Origin of the sequence: Proteus hauseri (assembly GCF_004116975.1) — a bacterium.
Classification (GTDB): Bacteria; Pseudomonadota; Gammaproteobacteria; order Enterobacterales; family Enterobacteriaceae; genus Proteus; species Proteus hauseri.
In genome coordinates this window covers 2,674,482-2,691,662 of sequence record NZ_CP026364.1, presented here as the reverse complement: position 1 = coordinate 2,691,662, position 17,181 = coordinate 2,674,482, and the positions used below count along the sequence as shown (strand labels likewise).

General features: G+C 39.5%; 12 protein-coding genes. 2 read left to right on the top strand and 10 right to left on the bottom strand.

The window, feature by feature from the left end; all coding sequences use genetic code 11:
* Positions 1-6 precede the first annotated feature (6 nt).
* The 9 genes from cydA to sdhC all read right to left on the bottom strand — a co-directional run bounded on the left by cydA (position 7) and on the right by sdhC (position 12,781).
* Positions 7-1,575, bottom strand: coding sequence for a cytochrome ubiquinol oxidase subunit I (cydA, locus tag PH4a_RS12215; RefSeq protein ID WP_129040065.1), 1,569 nt, complete (start codon positions 1,573-1,575; stop codon positions 7-9).
* A gap of 1,492 nt (positions 1,576-3,067) precedes the next feature.
* Positions 3,068-3,937, bottom strand: a complete 870-nt coding sequence (gene sucD / locus PH4a_RS12210) for a succinate--CoA ligase subunit alpha (RefSeq protein WP_129040063.1) — start codon at positions 3,935-3,937, stop codon at positions 3,068-3,070.
* Entirely contained in the window at positions 3,937-5,103 is a 1,167-nt protein-coding gene (gene sucC, locus PH4a_RS12205; RefSeq protein ID WP_064719350.1) for an ADP-forming succinate--CoA ligase subunit beta, read from the bottom strand. Before sucC ends, sucD begins: the two co-directional genes overlap by 1 nt.
* 165 nt (positions 5,104-5,268) lie before the next feature.
* On the bottom strand, positions 5,269-6,477 hold the full coding sequence (gene odhB / locus PH4a_RS12200) for a 2-oxoglutarate dehydrogenase complex dihydrolipoyllysine-residue succinyltransferase (protein WP_129040061.1): 1,209 nt from the start codon (positions 6,475-6,477) through the stop codon (positions 5,269-5,271).
* 9 nt (positions 6,478-6,486) lie between these two features.
* On the bottom strand, positions 6,487-9,294 hold the full coding sequence (gene sucA, locus PH4a_RS12195; RefSeq protein ID WP_129040059.1) for a 2-oxoglutarate dehydrogenase E1 component: 2,808 nt from the start codon (positions 9,292-9,294) through the stop codon (positions 6,487-6,489).
* 251 nt (positions 9,295-9,545) lie between these two features.
* The gene (locus tag PH4a_RS12190; RefSeq protein ID WP_129040057.1) at positions 9,546-10,262 is read right to left on the bottom strand and encodes a succinate dehydrogenase iron-sulfur subunit; all 717 of its coding nucleotides are present in this window, start codon (positions 10,260-10,262) and stop codon (positions 9,546-9,548) included.
* A 34-nt stretch (positions 10,263-10,296) separates the two neighbouring features.
* A complete protein-coding gene (sdhA, locus tag PH4a_RS12185; protein WP_064719346.1) occupies positions 10,297-12,063 on the bottom strand; it encodes a succinate dehydrogenase flavoprotein subunit in 1,767 nt (588 codons plus the stop codon).
* Complete coding sequence (gene sdhD / locus PH4a_RS12180; RefSeq protein ID WP_064719345.1) at positions 12,063-12,407, bottom strand: succinate dehydrogenase membrane anchor subunit; 345 nt, start codon at positions 12,405-12,407, stop codon at positions 12,063-12,065. The genes sdhA and sdhD overlap by 1 nt, the downstream gene beginning before the upstream one ends.
* Complete coding sequence (sdhC, locus tag PH4a_RS12175; protein ID WP_129040055.1) at positions 12,401-12,781, bottom strand: succinate dehydrogenase cytochrome b556 subunit; 381 nt, start codon at positions 12,779-12,781, stop codon at positions 12,401-12,403. Before sdhC ends, sdhD begins: the two co-directional genes overlap by 7 nt.
* A 623-nt stretch (positions 12,782-13,404) precedes the next feature.
* Between sdhC and PH4a_RS12170 the strand changes: the two genes are divergently transcribed.
* A complete protein-coding gene (locus PH4a_RS12170; protein WP_129040052.1) occupies positions 13,405-14,688 on the top strand; it encodes a citrate synthase in 1,284 nt (427 codons plus the stop codon).
* An 84-nt stretch (positions 14,689-14,772) separates the two neighbouring features.
* Here PH4a_RS12170 and PH4a_RS12165 read toward each other — a convergent pair whose 3' ends face one another.
* Positions 14,773-15,534: an AraC family transcriptional regulator gene (locus tag PH4a_RS12165; RefSeq protein WP_129040050.1), complete on the bottom strand. Its 762-nt coding sequence runs from the start codon at positions 15,532-15,534 to the stop codon at positions 14,773-14,775.
* Between the two features lie 102 nt (positions 15,535-15,636).
* Here PH4a_RS12165 and PH4a_RS12160 point away from each other — a divergent pair, with 102 nt between their 5' ends.
* Positions 15,637-16,767 (top strand): multidrug effflux MFS transporter, encoded by a 1,131-nt coding sequence (locus PH4a_RS12160; RefSeq protein ID WP_129040048.1) that lies wholly within the window; start codon positions 15,637-15,639, stop codon positions 16,765-16,767.
* The last annotated feature ends 414 nt before the right edge of the window (positions 16,768-17,181 follow it).

The window sequence follows — 17,181 nt, the reverse complement described above, 5'->3', positions numbered from 1 at the left end:
CCTGTGTTACTTACTTTGTGCAGAAGAAGTTGTCTTCTGTTCAAAGTGATAGCGACCCGTCTTCAGGCTACTCGGCCCAAGGCGACCAAATTTGAACATCAGGAACATTTCGGCAACTAAGAACAGAGTATACAGACCACAAATTAGACCCATTGAGACAAGAATATCAGCTTGAGTCAGTGATGAAGTCGCAACTGCTGTAGGTAAGATTTCTCCGATAGCCCACGGTTGACGTCCATATTCTGCGACAAACCAACCTGCTTCAATAGCAATCCAAGGTAATGGAATACTAAACAGGGCAGCACGCAGCAACCATTTGTAGTTACCAATACGGTTTGACAGAACAGTCCAGAAAGAGATCGCTACGATTAATAACATCAGGAAGCCAGAAGCAACCATAAGACGGAATGACCAGAACAGAGGGGCTACTTTAGGAATTGTATCCTTAGCAGCAGCTTTAATTTGTTCTTCACTCGCATCAACAACGTTTTCTGTATAACGTTTCAACAATAATCCATAACCAAGATCTTGTTTCACATCATTAAATGCAGCACGAACTTGTGGATCAGTGTTACCTGAACGAAGTTCACTTAATAATTCGTAAGCTTTCATACCGTTACGAATACGCACTTCATGCTGGCTCATTAAGTCATGAAGACCTAATACAGGCGTATCGAAAGAACGCGTTGCGATAATTCCCATTACGTAAGGAATTTGCAGAGCAAACGAGTTTTCCATTTTTTCTTGATTAGGGAATGCAATCAGGTTGAAAGCAGCTGGCGCAGGTTCAGTGTGCCACTCCCCTTCTATTGCCGCTAATTTGGTTTTTTGTACGTCACCCATTTCGTAACCAGATTCATCACCCAGAACGATAACAGATAATACAGCTGCGATACCGAAAGTCGCTGCAACTGCAAATGAACGTTTAGCAAAACCGATATCACGGCCTTTAAGCAGGTAGTAAGAGCTGATACCTAAAACGAAGAATGCACCAGTACAGTAACCAGCAGCAACAGTATGGACAAATTTCACCTGAGCAACAGGGTTAAGAACCAGATCAGCAAAGCTCAACATTTCCATTCGCATGGTTTCAAAGTTGAAATCTGCAGCGACAGGGTTTTGCATCCAACCGTTCGCGACAAGGATCCATAACGCAGAGAAGTTAGAACCAAAGGCAACTAACCACGTTACCATTAAGTGTTGCTTCTTGCTTAAACGATCCCAACCAAAGAAGAACAATCCGACGAAAGTTGATTCTAAGAAGAACGCCATTAAACCTTCGATAGCTAAAGGCGCACCGAAGATATCACCGACGTAATGAGAGAAATATGACCAGTTAGTACCAAATTGGAACTCCATGGTCAACCCAGTTGCGACACCCAGAGCAAAGTTAATACCAAATAACTTACCCCAGAACTTTGTCATATCTTTGTAAACTTGTTTACCAGACAGAACATATATCGTTTCCATGATTGCCAGCAAAAACGCCATACCAAGCGTTAATGGTACAAACAGGAAGTGATACATTGCTGTTAAGGCAAACTGTAACCGTGACAGTTCGACAATATCAAACATCTTGACTCCTTGCTCCTAGCAGGAAGACACCGACTTGCGGCAACCCGACTTTATTAAATAATAAAGCCTCATAACTACCAGCAATAAATGCCTCTAAAAACAACAACGAATATTAAAGACCAAAAACACAATACCTTACAAATAGTACGCTTATATTTACATATAATAAATATATTTTGCGTGACCCAGATTTGAATTCTGAGCTTAGGTCAACAATACGACTTTTAGGTTAGTAACAGCATATTTGATCGTGCGCCAATTTAAGCATATTCAGAAAATTTTGCCACAATTAATAACTTGACCTACATCAAAAAAACACTTTAATGTTAACTAGTTGCGAATAAATTACCCAATGGTTACTTTTGTGTTAATGTAATGTTGGTTTTGTTTTTAAGTTTAATTTACCTCCTTATATTTTCCATAAAAAAATTAACTTTTTATTTTCATAAGCGAGTTAAAAATAAACACTTTTAATTGTGCTTCACTAATTTTAATATTAAAAATACTTTTTTGCAGGTAAAAAATAAATATTTAAAAAAATAATTTATTAATTAGTAAGTTAAAATTTATAGCTTTATAATATAGGAAATATACGACTAATATAACTATAAATTAAAATAGTTAAATAAAATCTGACGTAAATAAATAATTTTCAATATGTGCAATAAAATTAGCCTTCTTTTTCTTTTCCTCTTACTCAATAAAAACCCAATTAATCACGTATAATTCGTATTCAACAAAAAATAAAAAAAACAACACAAATCATTTTAAATCAATGCGTTAAATCAAAATAAATAGTCTAAAAAATAAAATTAAATATTTTATGTATCATTAAGTAATATTTTTTAGATAATTAAAGTGTGATTAATACAGTGGTAATTGTGATATAAAAAATCCTCAAATAATATCCCTATTCTCCCCCAAAATTTAATTTTAAGTGATGAATATAATGAAAAAATGATTTTCCTAGCTATCTGGAGCTTAACTTACGAGTATTCTATCCATCAATGTGTTTTAAAAAGGCTTAGAACATGGGCATGATCAGCGATTTTGAGGCTGTTCTTAAGGTATAGATGTAACTAAAAAATAATAACTTGCTATTTAATTACATGTTATCGAGATATAAATTGTATAAAAATAAGACAAAAAAGAAGGCAAATACTCTCACGTTAGTGCTTCTCTATTTCTTATAATCTATTTATCAAAACTATTTTTCACAATTTAAGAAAGAAAATGTTCCATTTATAAAAAAGATACGAGTAGAGAAAATGATATAAAAAGACTTTTTAGCCATTTAGCCGTATAGATCAATACTAGATAAAACAATTATAAAACAAATAGATAGAATTAAAAATACTTTAATAATGATAAAAAAATAATACTTTTTTTACTTCATAATAAAAACTAGAAATGTAGATAAAAAAATACCAGCCTCTTTTTATAGACTGGTATTTTTATAATATCAAGCTGAAACTATTAACAGATTTGTTACTTATTTAATAAGTGACTTAATTGCTTCGCCGATATCAGCCAAACTGCGAACCGTTTTTACCCCTGCTGCTTCTAGTGCTGCGAATTTCTCATCAGCAGTACCTTTGCCACCAGCGATAATTGCACCAGCATGACCCATACGTTTACCTTTAGGTGCAGTTACACCCGCAATATAACCGACTACAGGTTTCGTCACGTGATCTTTGATGTAAGCAGCAGCTTCTTCTTCTGCTGCACCACCAATTTCACCAATCATGACAATGGCTTCAGTTTGTGGATCCTCTTGGAACAACTTAAGAATATCAATAAAGTTAGAACCCGGGATTGGGTCTCCACCAATACCAACGCAAGTTGATTGGCCTAAACCGACATCTGTAGTTTGTTTAACCGCTTCGTAAGTAAGTGTTCCTGAACGAGAGACAATACCCACTTTACCCGGTAAATGAATGTGCCCTGGCATAATACCAATCTTGCATTCACCCGGAGTAATAACACCTGGGCAGTTAGGGCCTATCATTCGAACACCCGCCTCATCTAATTTGACTTTTACAGTCAGCATATCCAATGTTGGAATACCTTCTGTAATAGTGATAATTAGCTTAATACCAGCATCGATAGCCTCAAGAATGGAGTCTTTACAAAATGGTGCCGGAACATAAATAACGGTAGCGGTCGCACCTGTTGCTTCAACGGCTTCACGTACAGTATTAAATACCGGTAGACCTAAATGTGTCGTTCCACCTTTCCCCGGCGTTACTCCACCAACCATTTTAGTGCCATAAGCAATAGCTTGCTCAGAGTGGAATGTTCCTTGGCTCCCCGTAAAACCTTGGCAAATTACTTTGGTATTTTTATCGATTAAAATGGACATTATTTTGCCTCCGCTGCTGCAACAACTTGTTTAGCGGCATCTGTTAGACTTGTTGCGGCGATAATGTTCAATCCGCTATCAGCTAATTTTTTAGTGCCTAATTCTGCATTGTTTCCTTCAAGACGTACAACAACAGGTACATTGACACCAACTTCTTCAACAGCACCAATAATACCGTCTGCAATTAGGTCACAACGAACAATACCGCCGAAAATGTTAACTAGCACAGCACTGACATTTTCATCTGACAAAATAATTTTAAATGCTTCTGTTACTCGTTCTTTGGTAGCTCCACCACCGACATCGAGGAAGTTCGCTGGTTCACCGCCATGAAGTTTAACGATATCCATAGTCCCCATCGCTAAACCTGCACCGTTAACCATACAACCGATATTGCCATCGAGTGCAACATAGTTCAGTTCCCATTGTGCCGCTTGTGCTTCACGAGGATCTTCTTGTGATGGATCGTGCATTTCACGCATTTCTGGCTGGCGATATAACGCATTGCTATCAACGCCTAATTTACCATCAAGACAAATTAAGTCGTCTTCTTTGGTAATAACCAGTGGATTAATTTCAATTAGAGCAAGATCACGCTCAAGGAATATTGTTGCTAATCCCATAAAAATCTTAGCAAATTGACTAACTTGCTTGCCTTTTAAACCCAGTTTAAAAGCTAATTCTCTTCCCTGATAAGGCATGGGCCCTGTTAGGGGATCAATAATGGCGCGATGAATCAGTTCTGGCGTTTCTTCAGCCACTTTTTCAATTTCTACGCCACCTTCTGTTGAAGCCATAAAGACAACACGACGGGTGCCGCGGTCTACAACTGCGCCAAGATAAAGCTCTTTAGCGATATCTGTTGCTGCTTCAACCAAAATTTGTGTAACCGGCTGACCATTAGCGTCTGTTTGATAAGTCACCAAACGTTTGCCTAACCACTGTTCTGCAAATGCACGAATTTCTTCTTTGGATTTTACGACTTTAACGCCGCCCGCTTTACCTCGTCCACCCGCGTGAACTTGACATTTCACGACCCAAGGGCCTTGACCGATTTTTGATGCAGCTTCTTCTGCCTCACGCGGCGTGGAGCAGGCGAAACCAGCAGGTGCTGGCAATCCATACCGTGAGAAAAGCTGTTTTGCCTGATACTCGTGTAAATTCATGATGTTCTATCCATAATCTTGTTGAAAGTCGGGCTTTCTTATTTTTTTGACTATAAGCCAGAGAAATCTGGCTTCACGAACACACTGTACTTCTTTGATGCTTGTGTATGCTGCTTGTAATAGGCAGGAGGAGCATCTCCTGCCTAAAAGCGAGATTGTGATTACCTACACATCCAGTAATAAACGAGCTGGATCTTCTAGCATCTCTTTGACTGTCACTAAGAAACCGACAGATTCACGACCATCAATTAAGCGATGGTCATAGGAAAGCGCTAAATACATCATTGGTAGAATAACAACCTGACCATTCACTGCCATTGGGCGATCTTTAATTGCATGCATACCCAAAATAGCGCTTTGTGGTGGATTGATAATTGGTGTTGACATCAATGAGCCGAAAACACCGCCGTTAGTAATAGTAAAGTTACCACCCGTTAAATCTTCAACAGTTAACTTACCATCACGGCCTTTAACCGCTAACGCTTTGATATTTTTCTCGATATCCGCCATGCTCATGGCATCTACATCACGTAATACTGGCGTAACCAGACCGCGAGGTGTTGATACCGCAATACTGATATCAAAATAGTTGTGATAAACCACATCAGTGCCATCAATCGAAGCATTCACTTCTGGATAACGTTTCAGTGCTTCAACAACAGCTTTAATATAGAAAGACATAAAACCTAAACGTACACCATGACGTTTTTCAAAAGCTTCGCCGTATTGATTACGTAAATCCTTAATCGGCTGCATATTGATTTCATTAAAGGTCGTCAACATTGCGGTGGTGTTTTTCGCTTCGAGTAAACGCTCTGCAACACGTTTACGTAAACGAGTCATTGGTACACGTTTTTCACTACGGTGCGATAACAGTTCTTGAGGAGCTTGAGTTGTAGCTTGCGCCGCAGGCTTACTGCTAGAAACATGACTTTCAATATCTTGGCGAGTCAATCGACCACCAACACCACTGCCTTTTACATCAGCAGGATTAATATCATGCTCAGCAACTAAACGACGAGCAGTTGGGCTAAGTGCATCGTTATTACCTTGAACGGTAAGGTCTGCACTTTGACGTTGTGCTGGTGTGCTATCTTGTGCAGGTTTAACATCGGCAGGAATACCAGTGCTATCACCAAGACGAATACGTCCTAATAATTGACGAGAACCAACCGTAGCACCTTCCTCTTCAAGAATGCTTTCCAACACACCTGCTCCACTAGCAGGAACTTCTAATACCACTTTGTCTGTTTCAATTTCGACAAGTACTTCATCACGTTGAATGCTATCACCAGGTTTTTTATGCCAAGTTGCGACCGTTGCGTCAGCAACTGATTCAGGGAGATCCGGTACTAGAATATCTACACTACTCATTTTCTATCCTTATTTATTAACTTTCAGTGCATCTTCAACCAGAGCTTTTTGTTGCTCCTGATGAACAGAGGTATAACCAACTGCTGGAGAGGCTGACGCTGGGCGACCCGCATAACGTAAGGCTGCACCTGTTGGAATAGCATCACGGAAATTATGTTGACTACAATACCAAGCGCCTTGATTTAATGGCTCTTCTTGACACCAAACAAAATCTTTCACGTGAGCATAAGGTGCTAAAACCTGAGCCAGATCTTCATGTGGGAATGGATAAAGTTGCTCGATACGAATTATCGCCACATCACTTTGATCATTAGCACGACGTTGTTCTAATAAATCGTAATAAACTTTACCTGAACACATCACAACACGTTTGACGTTTTCTGGTTTTAAGTCATCCATTTCACCAATAACAGGTAAAAATTTACCATCTGCTAATTCATCCAGTGCAGAAACCGCTAATGGATGACGTAGTAATGATTTTGGTGACATAACGATTAATGGGCGACGCATTCCACGCAATGCTTGACGACGTAACATGTGGTAAACCTGAGCCGGTGTAGATGGCACACAGACCTGCATGTTTTGCTCAGCACATAATTGTAGATAGCGCTCTAAACGTGCAGAGGAGTGCTCAGGCCCTTGACCTTCATAGCCATGTGGTAACAGCATGACTAAACCACACATACGACCCCATTTTTGCTCTCCGGAGCTAATAAATTGGTCGATAACAACTTGTGCAACGTTAGCGAAATCACCAAACTGTGCTTCCCAAATCGTTAAATCGCGAGGTTCAGTTGTGGCATAACCATATTCAAACGCCAGTACAGCTTCTTCAGTTAGTACAGAATCCCAAACATTAAACTGACCTTGAGAATTATGTACATTTGCTAATGGCACATAAACTGAGCCGTTAGTTTGATTATGAATTACCGCATGACGATGGAAGAACGTACCACGGCCAGCATCTTCACCAGAGAGACGAATTGTAATGCCTTGGTCAACTAAGGTTGCATAAGCCAATGTTTCAGCTGCACCCCAATCGAGTAATTTTTTACCCTCTGCCATTACTGCTCTATCTGCATAGATTTTCTCAACACGAGATTGCATAACAATTTCTGCCGGAACATTACTCACACGACGCGCTAAATCTTGTAAACGCGTTTTTTCTACTTTGTGTGGGTACTCTTCGTTCCACTCATGGTTAAGATAAGGTTCCCATGTGAAGGTGTGTGGCCCCATAGGGCGATACTCTTCAACAACACAGTCACCACGATCTAATGCATCACGGTAAAGATTAACTAATTCAGTAACGTCATTGGCATCAAGTAAACCTTGCTCAACTAATTTATCAGCATAAATTTTACGCGGAGTTGGGTGTTTCTTAATTTTTTGATACATCAGAGGCTGTGTTGCATTTGGCTCATCAGCTTCATTATGACCATGGCGGCGATAACAAACTAAATCAATCATCACATCGCGTTTAAAGGTATTACGGAAATCCAATGCTAAACGAGTGACGAATGCAACGGCTTCAGGATCATCCGCATTAACGTGAAAAATAGGTGCCTGAACCATTTTCACAATATCAGTACAATATTGTGTTGAACGGGCATCTTTTGGATTTGATGTGGTAAAACCAACTTGGTTATTGATAACAATACGAACAGTACCACCGACTTCATAGCCACGTGCTTGAGACATGTTTAAGGTTTCTTGAACAACCCCTTGCCCAGTCACTGCCGCATCACCATGAATGGTAATAGGTAGAACCATATTGCTACGCGCTTCATCTAAACGATCTCGACGAGCACGAACAGAACCAATAACAACAGGGCTAACAATCTCAAGGTGAGATGGGTTAAATGCTAATGCGAGGTGGACTTGAGCCCCTTCAGTCGCAAAATCTGATGAGAAACCTTGGTGATATTTAACGTCACCCGTTCCTAAGTGTTCTTTATGAATTCCTGCAAACTCATCAAATAAATCAGCGGGTTTTTTACCTAGAATATTAACGAGAACGTTTAAACGTCCACGGTGCGCCATACCAAGAACCACTTCACGTGTATCTTGTTTACCTGCATGGCGAATTAAATCTTTTAACATCGGAACAAGCGCATCACCACCTTCTAAAGAGAAGCGTTTTGCACCAGGGAATTTCGCACCTAAATAGCGCTCTAAACCTTCAGCCGCAGTTAACTCAGTTAGAAAACGGAGTTTCTCTTCTTTAGTAAATTGCTCTGCAACATTAACTGATTCCAAACGCTGTTGAAGCCAACGTTTTTCTTCTGTATTAGTAATGTGCATATATTCAGCACCAATTGAACCACAATAAATGCGCTTCAAGGCTTCATATAATTCACCGAGTTTCATGGTTTCTTTGCCGATAGCAAAAGATCCCACATTAAACGTTTCTTCAAAGTCTTCTTTTGTTAGATTATGAAAAGCTGGATCTAAATCAGGAACAGATTCTTGTTTCCATAACCCAAGCGGGTCGAGATTCGCATTTTGATGACCGCGGAAACGAAAGGCATTAATGAGCTGCAAAACTTTGACTTGTTTTGAGTCCATAGCCGGATCACTTACCGAGGTATGGTATCGAGTGGATTCTTTAGCGAGGCGTCTGAAGTAGTCGCGGGTTTGAGAATGCGACTGCTCTATGCCTTGACTTGCGGGTAGTTGTTGAAAAATCTCTCTCCAACTTTCGTCAACAGAGTTTGGGTCAGTTAGGTAATCTTCATAGATATCTTCTATGTAAGATTGATTCTCTCCTGCTAGAAATGTCGATTCTAGCCAGTCCTTCATTGCGCCGTTCTGCATTATGATCCCTTAAGCTATACAGCTTTAGTTCGCCGTGGATAACTAATACCGTGATTAAACGGTTTCGATTGCAAGGTTCTCTTATGACCCGCTCTCTCGCAGGTTCTTAAATATGGAGCTTTAGCTCTCAAGGAACCTTTAAGCACTGTCTAACAGTGTTTAAAGGTGCCTATCTGTACACACTTATTATTGCAAACGTCTAACTTAGTTTTTCCATTAACCGCCCTAACTATTTTAGGGCGGTTATTATTTTATGCACTACGTTTTAACAACATTGACTTAATGTGACCTATTGCTTTTGTCGGATTAAGTCCTTTAGGACATACGCTGACACAATTCATAATGCCGTGACAGCGGAAAACACTGAAAGCATCGTTAAGATCATCAAGACGAGATTCTGTTTCTGTATCACGACTATCAATCAAGAAACGATATGCAGCTAATAGTCCCGCAGGCCCAATAAACTTATCTGGATTCCACCAGAATGATGGGCAAGAGCTTGAACAACAAGCACAAAGTATACAATCATAAAGACCATCAAGCTTCGCACGTTGTTCTGGTGACTGTAAGTTCTCACGAGCGGGAGGATTTTTGTCATCATTAAGTAAATAAGGACGGATCTTCTCATATTGAGTGTAGAACTGAGTCATATCTACTATTAAATCACGGATCACAGGTAAACCGGGTAACGGTCTGATCACAATTTTCTTACTTCCTCTGTGTAAAGATGAAATAGGTGTGATACAAGCCAAACCATTTTTACCGTTCATATTCAAACCATCAGAACCACAGACCCCTTCACGACAAGAACGACGGAACGATAAAGTAGGATCTTTTTCCTTTAGCTGAATTAATGCATCCAATAGCATCATGTCACGCCCTTCAGGTGCTTCTAGGGTGTAATCTTGCATATGCGGCGCATTGTCAACATCAGGGTTGTAACGATAAATCGAAAATTCAAGTTTCATTTTTGAGTCTCCGCAACTTCAATAACACCGCTAATTAATATGTACGCACTTTTGGAGGAAAAGCCTCACGCAGTTTCGGCTGCATATTGACTTCACGTCGTGTCATTGTTTCGGTTTGCGGCTGATATAACGTATGACATAACCAGTTCGCATCATCACGTTCAGGGAAATCGAAACGGCTATGGGCACCACGACTTTCTGTACGGAAATTAGCAGATACCGCAGTGGCATACGCTGTTTCCATCAAGTTATCTAATTCTAAGCACTCAATACGTTGGGTATTAAATTCGCTTGAATTATCATCAAGTCGTGCATTCTGTAAGCGCTCACGAATAACTTTAAGCTCTTCCAGACCTTTTGCCATTGCATCACCTTCACGGAATACAGAGAAGTTATGTTGCATACAAGATTGCAATGCTTTACGGATTTCGACTGGGTCTTCACCAGAACGATTGTTTTCCCAACGATTTAAGCGTGTTAATGCAGCGTCAATATCTGAATCACTGGCTTCGCGCATTGTGCCTTGTTCCATCAGTGACTCTTTTAAGTGAACCCCGGCTGAACGGCCAAAAACAACTAAGTCGAGCAAGGAATTCCCACCTAAACGGTTTGCACCATGAACAGAAACACAAGCAATTTCGCCTACAGCAAATAATCCAGGGATAACTTCATCTTTACCCTGCGCATTTACGCGAATAGCTTGTCCCGTTACTTTCGTTGGAATACCACCCATCATATAGTGACAAGTAGGAATAACTGGAATTGGCTCTTTAATTGGGTCAACGTGAGCAAAGGTACGAGAAAGGTCAAGAATACCGGGTAAACGAGACTCAAGAACTTCTTTACCCAGATGATCGAGTTTCAATTTAGCATGAGGCCCCCAAGGACCATCACAACCACGACCTTCGCGAATTTCAATCATAATTGAACGAGCGACAACATCTCGACCGGCGAGATCTTTGGCATTAGGTGCATAGCGTTCCATAAAGCGTTCGCCATCTTTATTTAATAGATATCCACCTTCACCACGGCAACCTTCTGTAACTAATACCCCCGCACCCGCAATACCCGTTGGGTGGAATTGCCACATTTCCATATCTTGCAAAGGAACTCCGGCACGAACCGCCATACCAACGCCATCACCTGTATTGATATGTGCATTAGTGGTTGATTGGTAGATGCGACCTGCGCCACCTGTTGCCAGAATAGTTGCATTTGCTTTGAAATAAACCACTTCGCCTGTTTCAATACAAATTGCAGTACAACCGACAATATCGCCATCTTGGTTTTTCACTAAATCTAGTGAATACCATTCAGAGAAGATAGTTGTATGATTTTTTAAATTTTGCTGATAGAGGGTGTGTAATAATGCGTGCCCTGTACGGTCAGCAGCCGCAGCAGTTCGAGCGGCTTGTTCACCACCAAAATTTCGAGATTGACCACCAAAAGGACGTTGATAAATGCGACCATCATCAAGACGAGAAAATGGCAGCCCCATATGCTCTAGCTCTAAAATTGCTTCGGGGCCAGTTTTACACATGTACTCAATGGCGTCTTGATCACCAATATAATCGGAGCCTTTAACGGTATCGTACATATGCCATTCCCAATTATCTTCGTGTGTATTACCTAATGCGACAGTAATACCACCTTGGGCGGAAACAGTATGAGAACGAGTAGGAAATACTTTAGATATTAGTGCACATGACAGTCCCATTTGGGAAATCTGTAAAGCAGCGCGCATTCCCGCACCACCAGCCCCAATAACGACTGCGTCAAACTCTCTTACTGGCAGATTCATTACACACCCCACACCACAATTGTTCCATAAATAAGATAAGCCAACAGCGCAACTACGATAATAAGTTGTAGAATTAAGCGTAACGCTACTGGTTTAATATAATCCGTTAACACCTGCCACATTCCAATCCACGCATGAATTAGAATAGAAAGTAGTGTCAATATGGTGAAAACTTTGGTTAAGGATGAGCTAAAGAACCCACGCCATACTTCATAAGTGATATCTGTTGTTGCAATAAAACCCACAAAATAGAGCACATATAAAACAATGATAATGGCAGTGGCACGTAGAAATAACCAATCTTGAATGCCAGTACGGCCTAAAGTAGATGAATTACTTACCATACTAATACCCCCGCCAATATTGATAAAACAACCGTAATTATCATTGATATTGCCGCTGAATTACGGCCTACAATCAATGTTTCATCAATAAAGCCGAAGTCCATCAACATATGACGGATACCGCCGCAAATATGATATGCCAACGCAGTTAGGATGCCCCACAAAATAAATTTCGCGAAGAAACCAGTCATTATTTCAGCAGTTTGCTGAAAACCTTCAGGAGATGAGAGAGAGGTGCCAAGTAACCACAGTAAAATACCTACTGCGACTAACATAATAACACCAGAGACACGATGCAAGATCGATGCGATAGCAGGGAGTGGAAACTGTATCGTCTGTAAATCCAGATTGACAGGTCTTTGTTTTTTCACAATTTATGCCCACACAGCTTTTATAATTTTTCCTTCCTCCGGACCTGGATGGAAATCAAACAGCGAATGGGGTACAAAGGCACATTTTAAGTAAAATGTTAATTCCGTCTATTTTACGAAAACTGTGGATTCGTTACGCTGGTTCTCCATACAACAGCGGTTCCGGAGACCTGGGCGCAGTATAAGTGCTTCACAAAATTATTACAATTACCACACAACTAGTGTGCCTGACATTTGCCTCGAACAGTGAGAGGGATCACGATCTCATACATTCGATGCAAAAATGATTATCATTTTTGACACACGCACAACATTTTCATTACATTTACCGCATAATTTTAAAGATTATGTTTTTTTTGTGCGCAAACACGCTTCCAGAAACCGCAAACTTATGTAAAAGTGTTGTCAGTACTAATTCTAAGTGCATTGCATAAAAAAGCACCTAAAAAACATAACATCAAAAGCTCCGTAACATAAGTGGCACACTATAGACCTAGGTTTTTATTGGCTTTAAATAAAATTCATTAGGTATCCTACGTCAACTATAGTTTCACTATCGAAGTGCATCTTTATGAAGATAACACTCGACAATGTTGGGAGATTAATAAGCGCTAAGGAGATTATAAATGGCTGATAACAAAGCTAAGCTAACGATTGATGATACTTCTGCGGATTTGGACGTTCTCACCCCTACACTCGGTTCCAAAGTCATTGATATTCGTACTCTAGGCTCCAAAGGTTATTACACCTATGATCCCGGCTTCACTTCAACCGCATCCTGTGAGTCAAAAATTACCTTTATCGATGGTGACAACGGCATATTACTCCACCGTGGTTTTCCTATCGGGCAATTAGCAACGGAATCAACATATTTAGAAGTTTGTTACATCCTGCTTTACGGCGAAGCACCCACACAAGAGCAATACGACAACTTTAAGAAAACGGTTACTCGTCACACCATGATCCATGAACAAATCACCCGATTATTTCATGGTTTCCGTCGTGACTCTCACCCAATGGCAGTATTATGTGGCGTTACTGGCGCACTAGCGGCGTTCTATCATGATGCACTTGACGTAAGCAATCCTGTTCACCGAGATATTACGGCTTATCGCCTGCTATCTAAAATGCCAACTGTTGCTGCTATGTGTTACAAATATTCTATTGGTCAGCCTTTTGTTTATCCACGTAACGACCTTTCATATGCAGGCAATTTCTTACATATGATGTTTGCGACACCTTGCGAAGAGTATGTGGTTAATCCTGTTCTTGAACGCGCAATGGATAGAATTTTTATTCTCCATGCTGATCACGAACAAAATGCATCAACATCAACAGTGCGTACTGCGGGTTCTTCTGGTGCTAATCCATTCGCTTGTATTGCAGCGGGTATTGCTTCACTTTGGGGACCTGCTCATGGTGGTGCAAACGAAGCATGTTTACGTATGTTAGAAGAGATTAAAACGGTTGAGCACATCCCTGAATTTATTAAACGCGCAAAAGATAAAAATGACTCTTTCCGTTTAATGGGCTTTGGTCACCGTGTTTATAAAAACTATGATCCACGAGCCACAGTAATGCGTGAAACCTGTCATGAAGTGCTAAAAGAATTAAATCTTAATGACAGCTTACTTGAAGTAGCAATGGAATTAGAACGTATTGCATTAAACGACCCATACTTTATTGAGAAAAAACTCTACCCTAACGTAGACTTCTACTCTGGAATTATCCTGAAAGCATTAGGTATTCCATCTAATATGTTTACGGTAATCTTCGCTATTGCTCGTACCATTGGTTGGATTGCACACTGGAACGAAATGCATGAAGATGGCCTGAAAATTGCGCGCCCTCGCCAACTTTATACAGGTTATACCGAGCGCCAATTTCACACTGATATTAAAAAGAAATAAATCTATTTAAATTATTTCTTTTATCTTGCTAAGCCCCGTTAAATTTCGGGGCTTTATGTTTTTAAAAGAACAAAAATATCAAAATTAACTTTTCAAATATTCTTGTGGAGTTTGCCCAGTCATTTTTTTAAAAAAAGTAATAAATGCACTATCACTGGCAAAGCCTAATATTTGGCTAATATCAATATAACGGTGATGCATAGCTAATAATTCTATCGCTTTCATTAATCGCCATTGTTGCCGCCACTGCTGGTAACTTAACCCTGTTTCTTTATAAAATAAGCGTGTAATTGTTTTTTCACTAGCACCAACATGTTTTGCCATTTCTTGTAATGGTGGTGGTAATTCATGAAAAGATAATTTACTTAATCGCCTATCTTTAGGCATTGATAAATGATTAGGCTGTCGTTGAGATTGTTTTATTTCATCGAAAAACACAGTAAGTAAATTAGCATAACGCCCTTCTTCCCATTGGGTTTCAAAATCGGCAATTGCAATCCGTTCTAATACTTCTCTAAGTAGCGGTGAAATAGTTAGTATTTCACTCTCGGTCGGAAAATTATCATGATATTTATCAGCGAGATAAACTGAACGATAACCAACAGAGGCATACATTTCTACACGATGTACGATTTTAGGCGGGATCCATGCTATTCGCATTGGAGGCAATACAGACACACGATCAACTAAGGTTATTCTCATACAGCCAGATTGCGTAAATAACAATTGCCCTCTATCGTGTGAATGAAAACCGGAGTCGTGCTTTCCCATTTCCGCTGCAATACCGACAACTGATGCTAGATGCTCTTCTGGCACAAAGTGGTCGTATTGATTAAGCCAAGCCATTACTTGTCCTATTTGAAAAACAATATGTCTTTATGTTTGTAACTAGACATTATTTATCTCTGTATTCTGTCATCAAGATCCACGTTTCAGGATATACAACAGATGAACAGAAAACTCTCTTTATGGTTAGCAATTGCGTTGATGATGTTTCCACAAATTGCAGAAACCATTTATAGCCCAGCTCTTACTGATATTTCAAACGGCTTTAATGTCAGTGCAGGTGAAGCTGGACAAACACTTTCGCTCTATTTCTTTGCTTTTGCGCTGGGGGTCATTATATGGGGTCGGTTATGTGATGTCATTGGGCGTCGTCCGACTATGCTGGCTGGGTTGTTTATTTATGCTATTGCATGTCTTGGTGTATTTATCAGCCAAGATTTCTCTGTGCTACTGGGATTACGTATGTTGTCAGCTTTTGGTGCCGCGGTGGGATCAGTAGGAACACAAACCATTATGCGTGATGTGTATAGTGGTGATGAATTAGCAAAAGTTTTTTCTGTTATGGGTGCTGCTATCGCATTAAGTCCTGCTATTGGCATGTTAAGTGGTTCATTACTGGTGAACTATGCTGGTTATCAAGGTGTATTTAGCGGCCTTGCATTTCTGGCTGTTATTTTATTGTTATGGAGTACTTTTGCATTACCAGAAAGCCGCCCAGTAACAATAAAGACTGCACCATTAAGAGAAACTGCAATAAAAATGCTAGGTGATATAGAAATCGCTAAGACTGTATTATTAATTGCCTTCTTTAATATAAGTTTATTTGCTTATTATCAGCTAGCTCCTTTTATGTTTAATAACCAAGGCTACAGTGCCAGCACCTTTGGTTATAGCGGTATTGCTTTAGCATTAGGTGTTGGTATTGGCTCTTTTATTAATAAAACACTATTAAATCATCAATGGACATGTAAAAAACTAGTTTTATTAGCCAGTTTTATCGCATTAATTAGTGCTATTGGTGTTTATTTATTGCGCAATAATATTAGTTTTATTATTCCAATGATAGGCAGTGTAATTGCTTATGGCATTGCTATCCCCAATATATTGGCAACTGCATTAGCTCAATATAAAGATCGCTTAGGTACTGCGGGCGCATTATTAGGTTTATTCTATTATTTACTTATTGGAGGCGGTCTTGCGCTTGCTGGCTGGGGACAAGATTTAGCGATAACCTTACTTATTTGCAGTGCGAGTTCATTGTTATTATCTTATTCACGCCAAACGACAAATTAATAAACTGAAAATGCCTCTCAACCGAGGCATTTTTTATTCCACAAAAATAACATTAGTAATTTTTATTAATTATTATTTTCTGCTGTTATATAAATCAGGTAGTTCCGAATATAAATAAAAAAAAGAGTAAAAAGGCATCGCAATTTTCATTGTTTTAGTCTGAGTTTATCACGTTATATTTTTAATCAATTTTAATAACTGCTAGCCCCGATCCCACTTAACAGACAATTCTTAAATTATTTTAAATATCACAATAAATGCCTTATTTATCACTTCTTCATTTTCAGTCATTTTTCCTGATATAAGCTTCTATATAAGGATTAATTGAATATTAATAAAGTTAAGTGATATTTTTTAGCGTTTATCACTATAAATTTCACAAATATATCGCATCAGTTGCATTTGCAGCATTGA

Bases quoted from the DNA above. Each gene is read 5' to 3' on its own strand.
- cydA (WP_129040065.1), bottom strand. From the start codon at position 1,575: ATGTTTGATATTGTCGAACTGTCACGGTTACAGTTTGCCTTAACAGCA.
- sucD (WP_129040063.1), bottom strand. From the start codon at position 3,937: ATGTCCATTTTAATCGATAAAAATACCAAAGTAATTTGCCAAGGTTTT.
- sucC (WP_064719350.1), bottom strand. From the start codon at position 5,103: ATGAATTTACACGAGTATCAGGCAAAACAGCTTTTCTCACGGTATGGA.
- odhB (WP_129040061.1), bottom strand. From the start codon at position 6,477: ATGAGTAGTGTAGATATTCTAGTACCGGATCTCCCTGAATCAGTTGCT.
- sucA (WP_129040059.1), bottom strand. From the start codon at position 9,294: ATGCAGAACGGCGCAATGAAGGACTGGCTAGAATCGACATTTCTAGCA.
- PH4a_RS12190 (WP_129040057.1), bottom strand. From the start codon at position 10,262: ATGAAACTTGAATTTTCGATTTATCGTTACAACCCTGATGTTGACAAT.
- sdhA (WP_064719346.1), bottom strand. From the start codon at position 12,063: ATGAATCTGCCAGTAAGAGAGTTTGACGCAGTCGTTATTGGGGCTGGT.
- sdhD (WP_064719345.1), bottom strand. From the start codon at position 12,407: ATGGTAAGTAATTCATCTACTTTAGGCCGTACTGGCATTCAAGATTGG.
- PH4a_RS12170 (WP_129040052.1), top strand. From the start codon at position 13,405: ATGGCTGATAACAAAGCTAAGCTAACGATTGATGATACTTCTGCGGAT.
- PH4a_RS12165 (WP_129040050.1), bottom strand. From the start codon at position 15,534: ATGGCTTGGCTTAATCAATACGACCACTTTGTGCCAGAAGAGCATCTA.
- PH4a_RS12160 (WP_129040048.1), top strand. From the start codon at position 15,637: ATGAACAGAAAACTCTCTTTATGGTTAGCAATTGCGTTGATGATGTTT.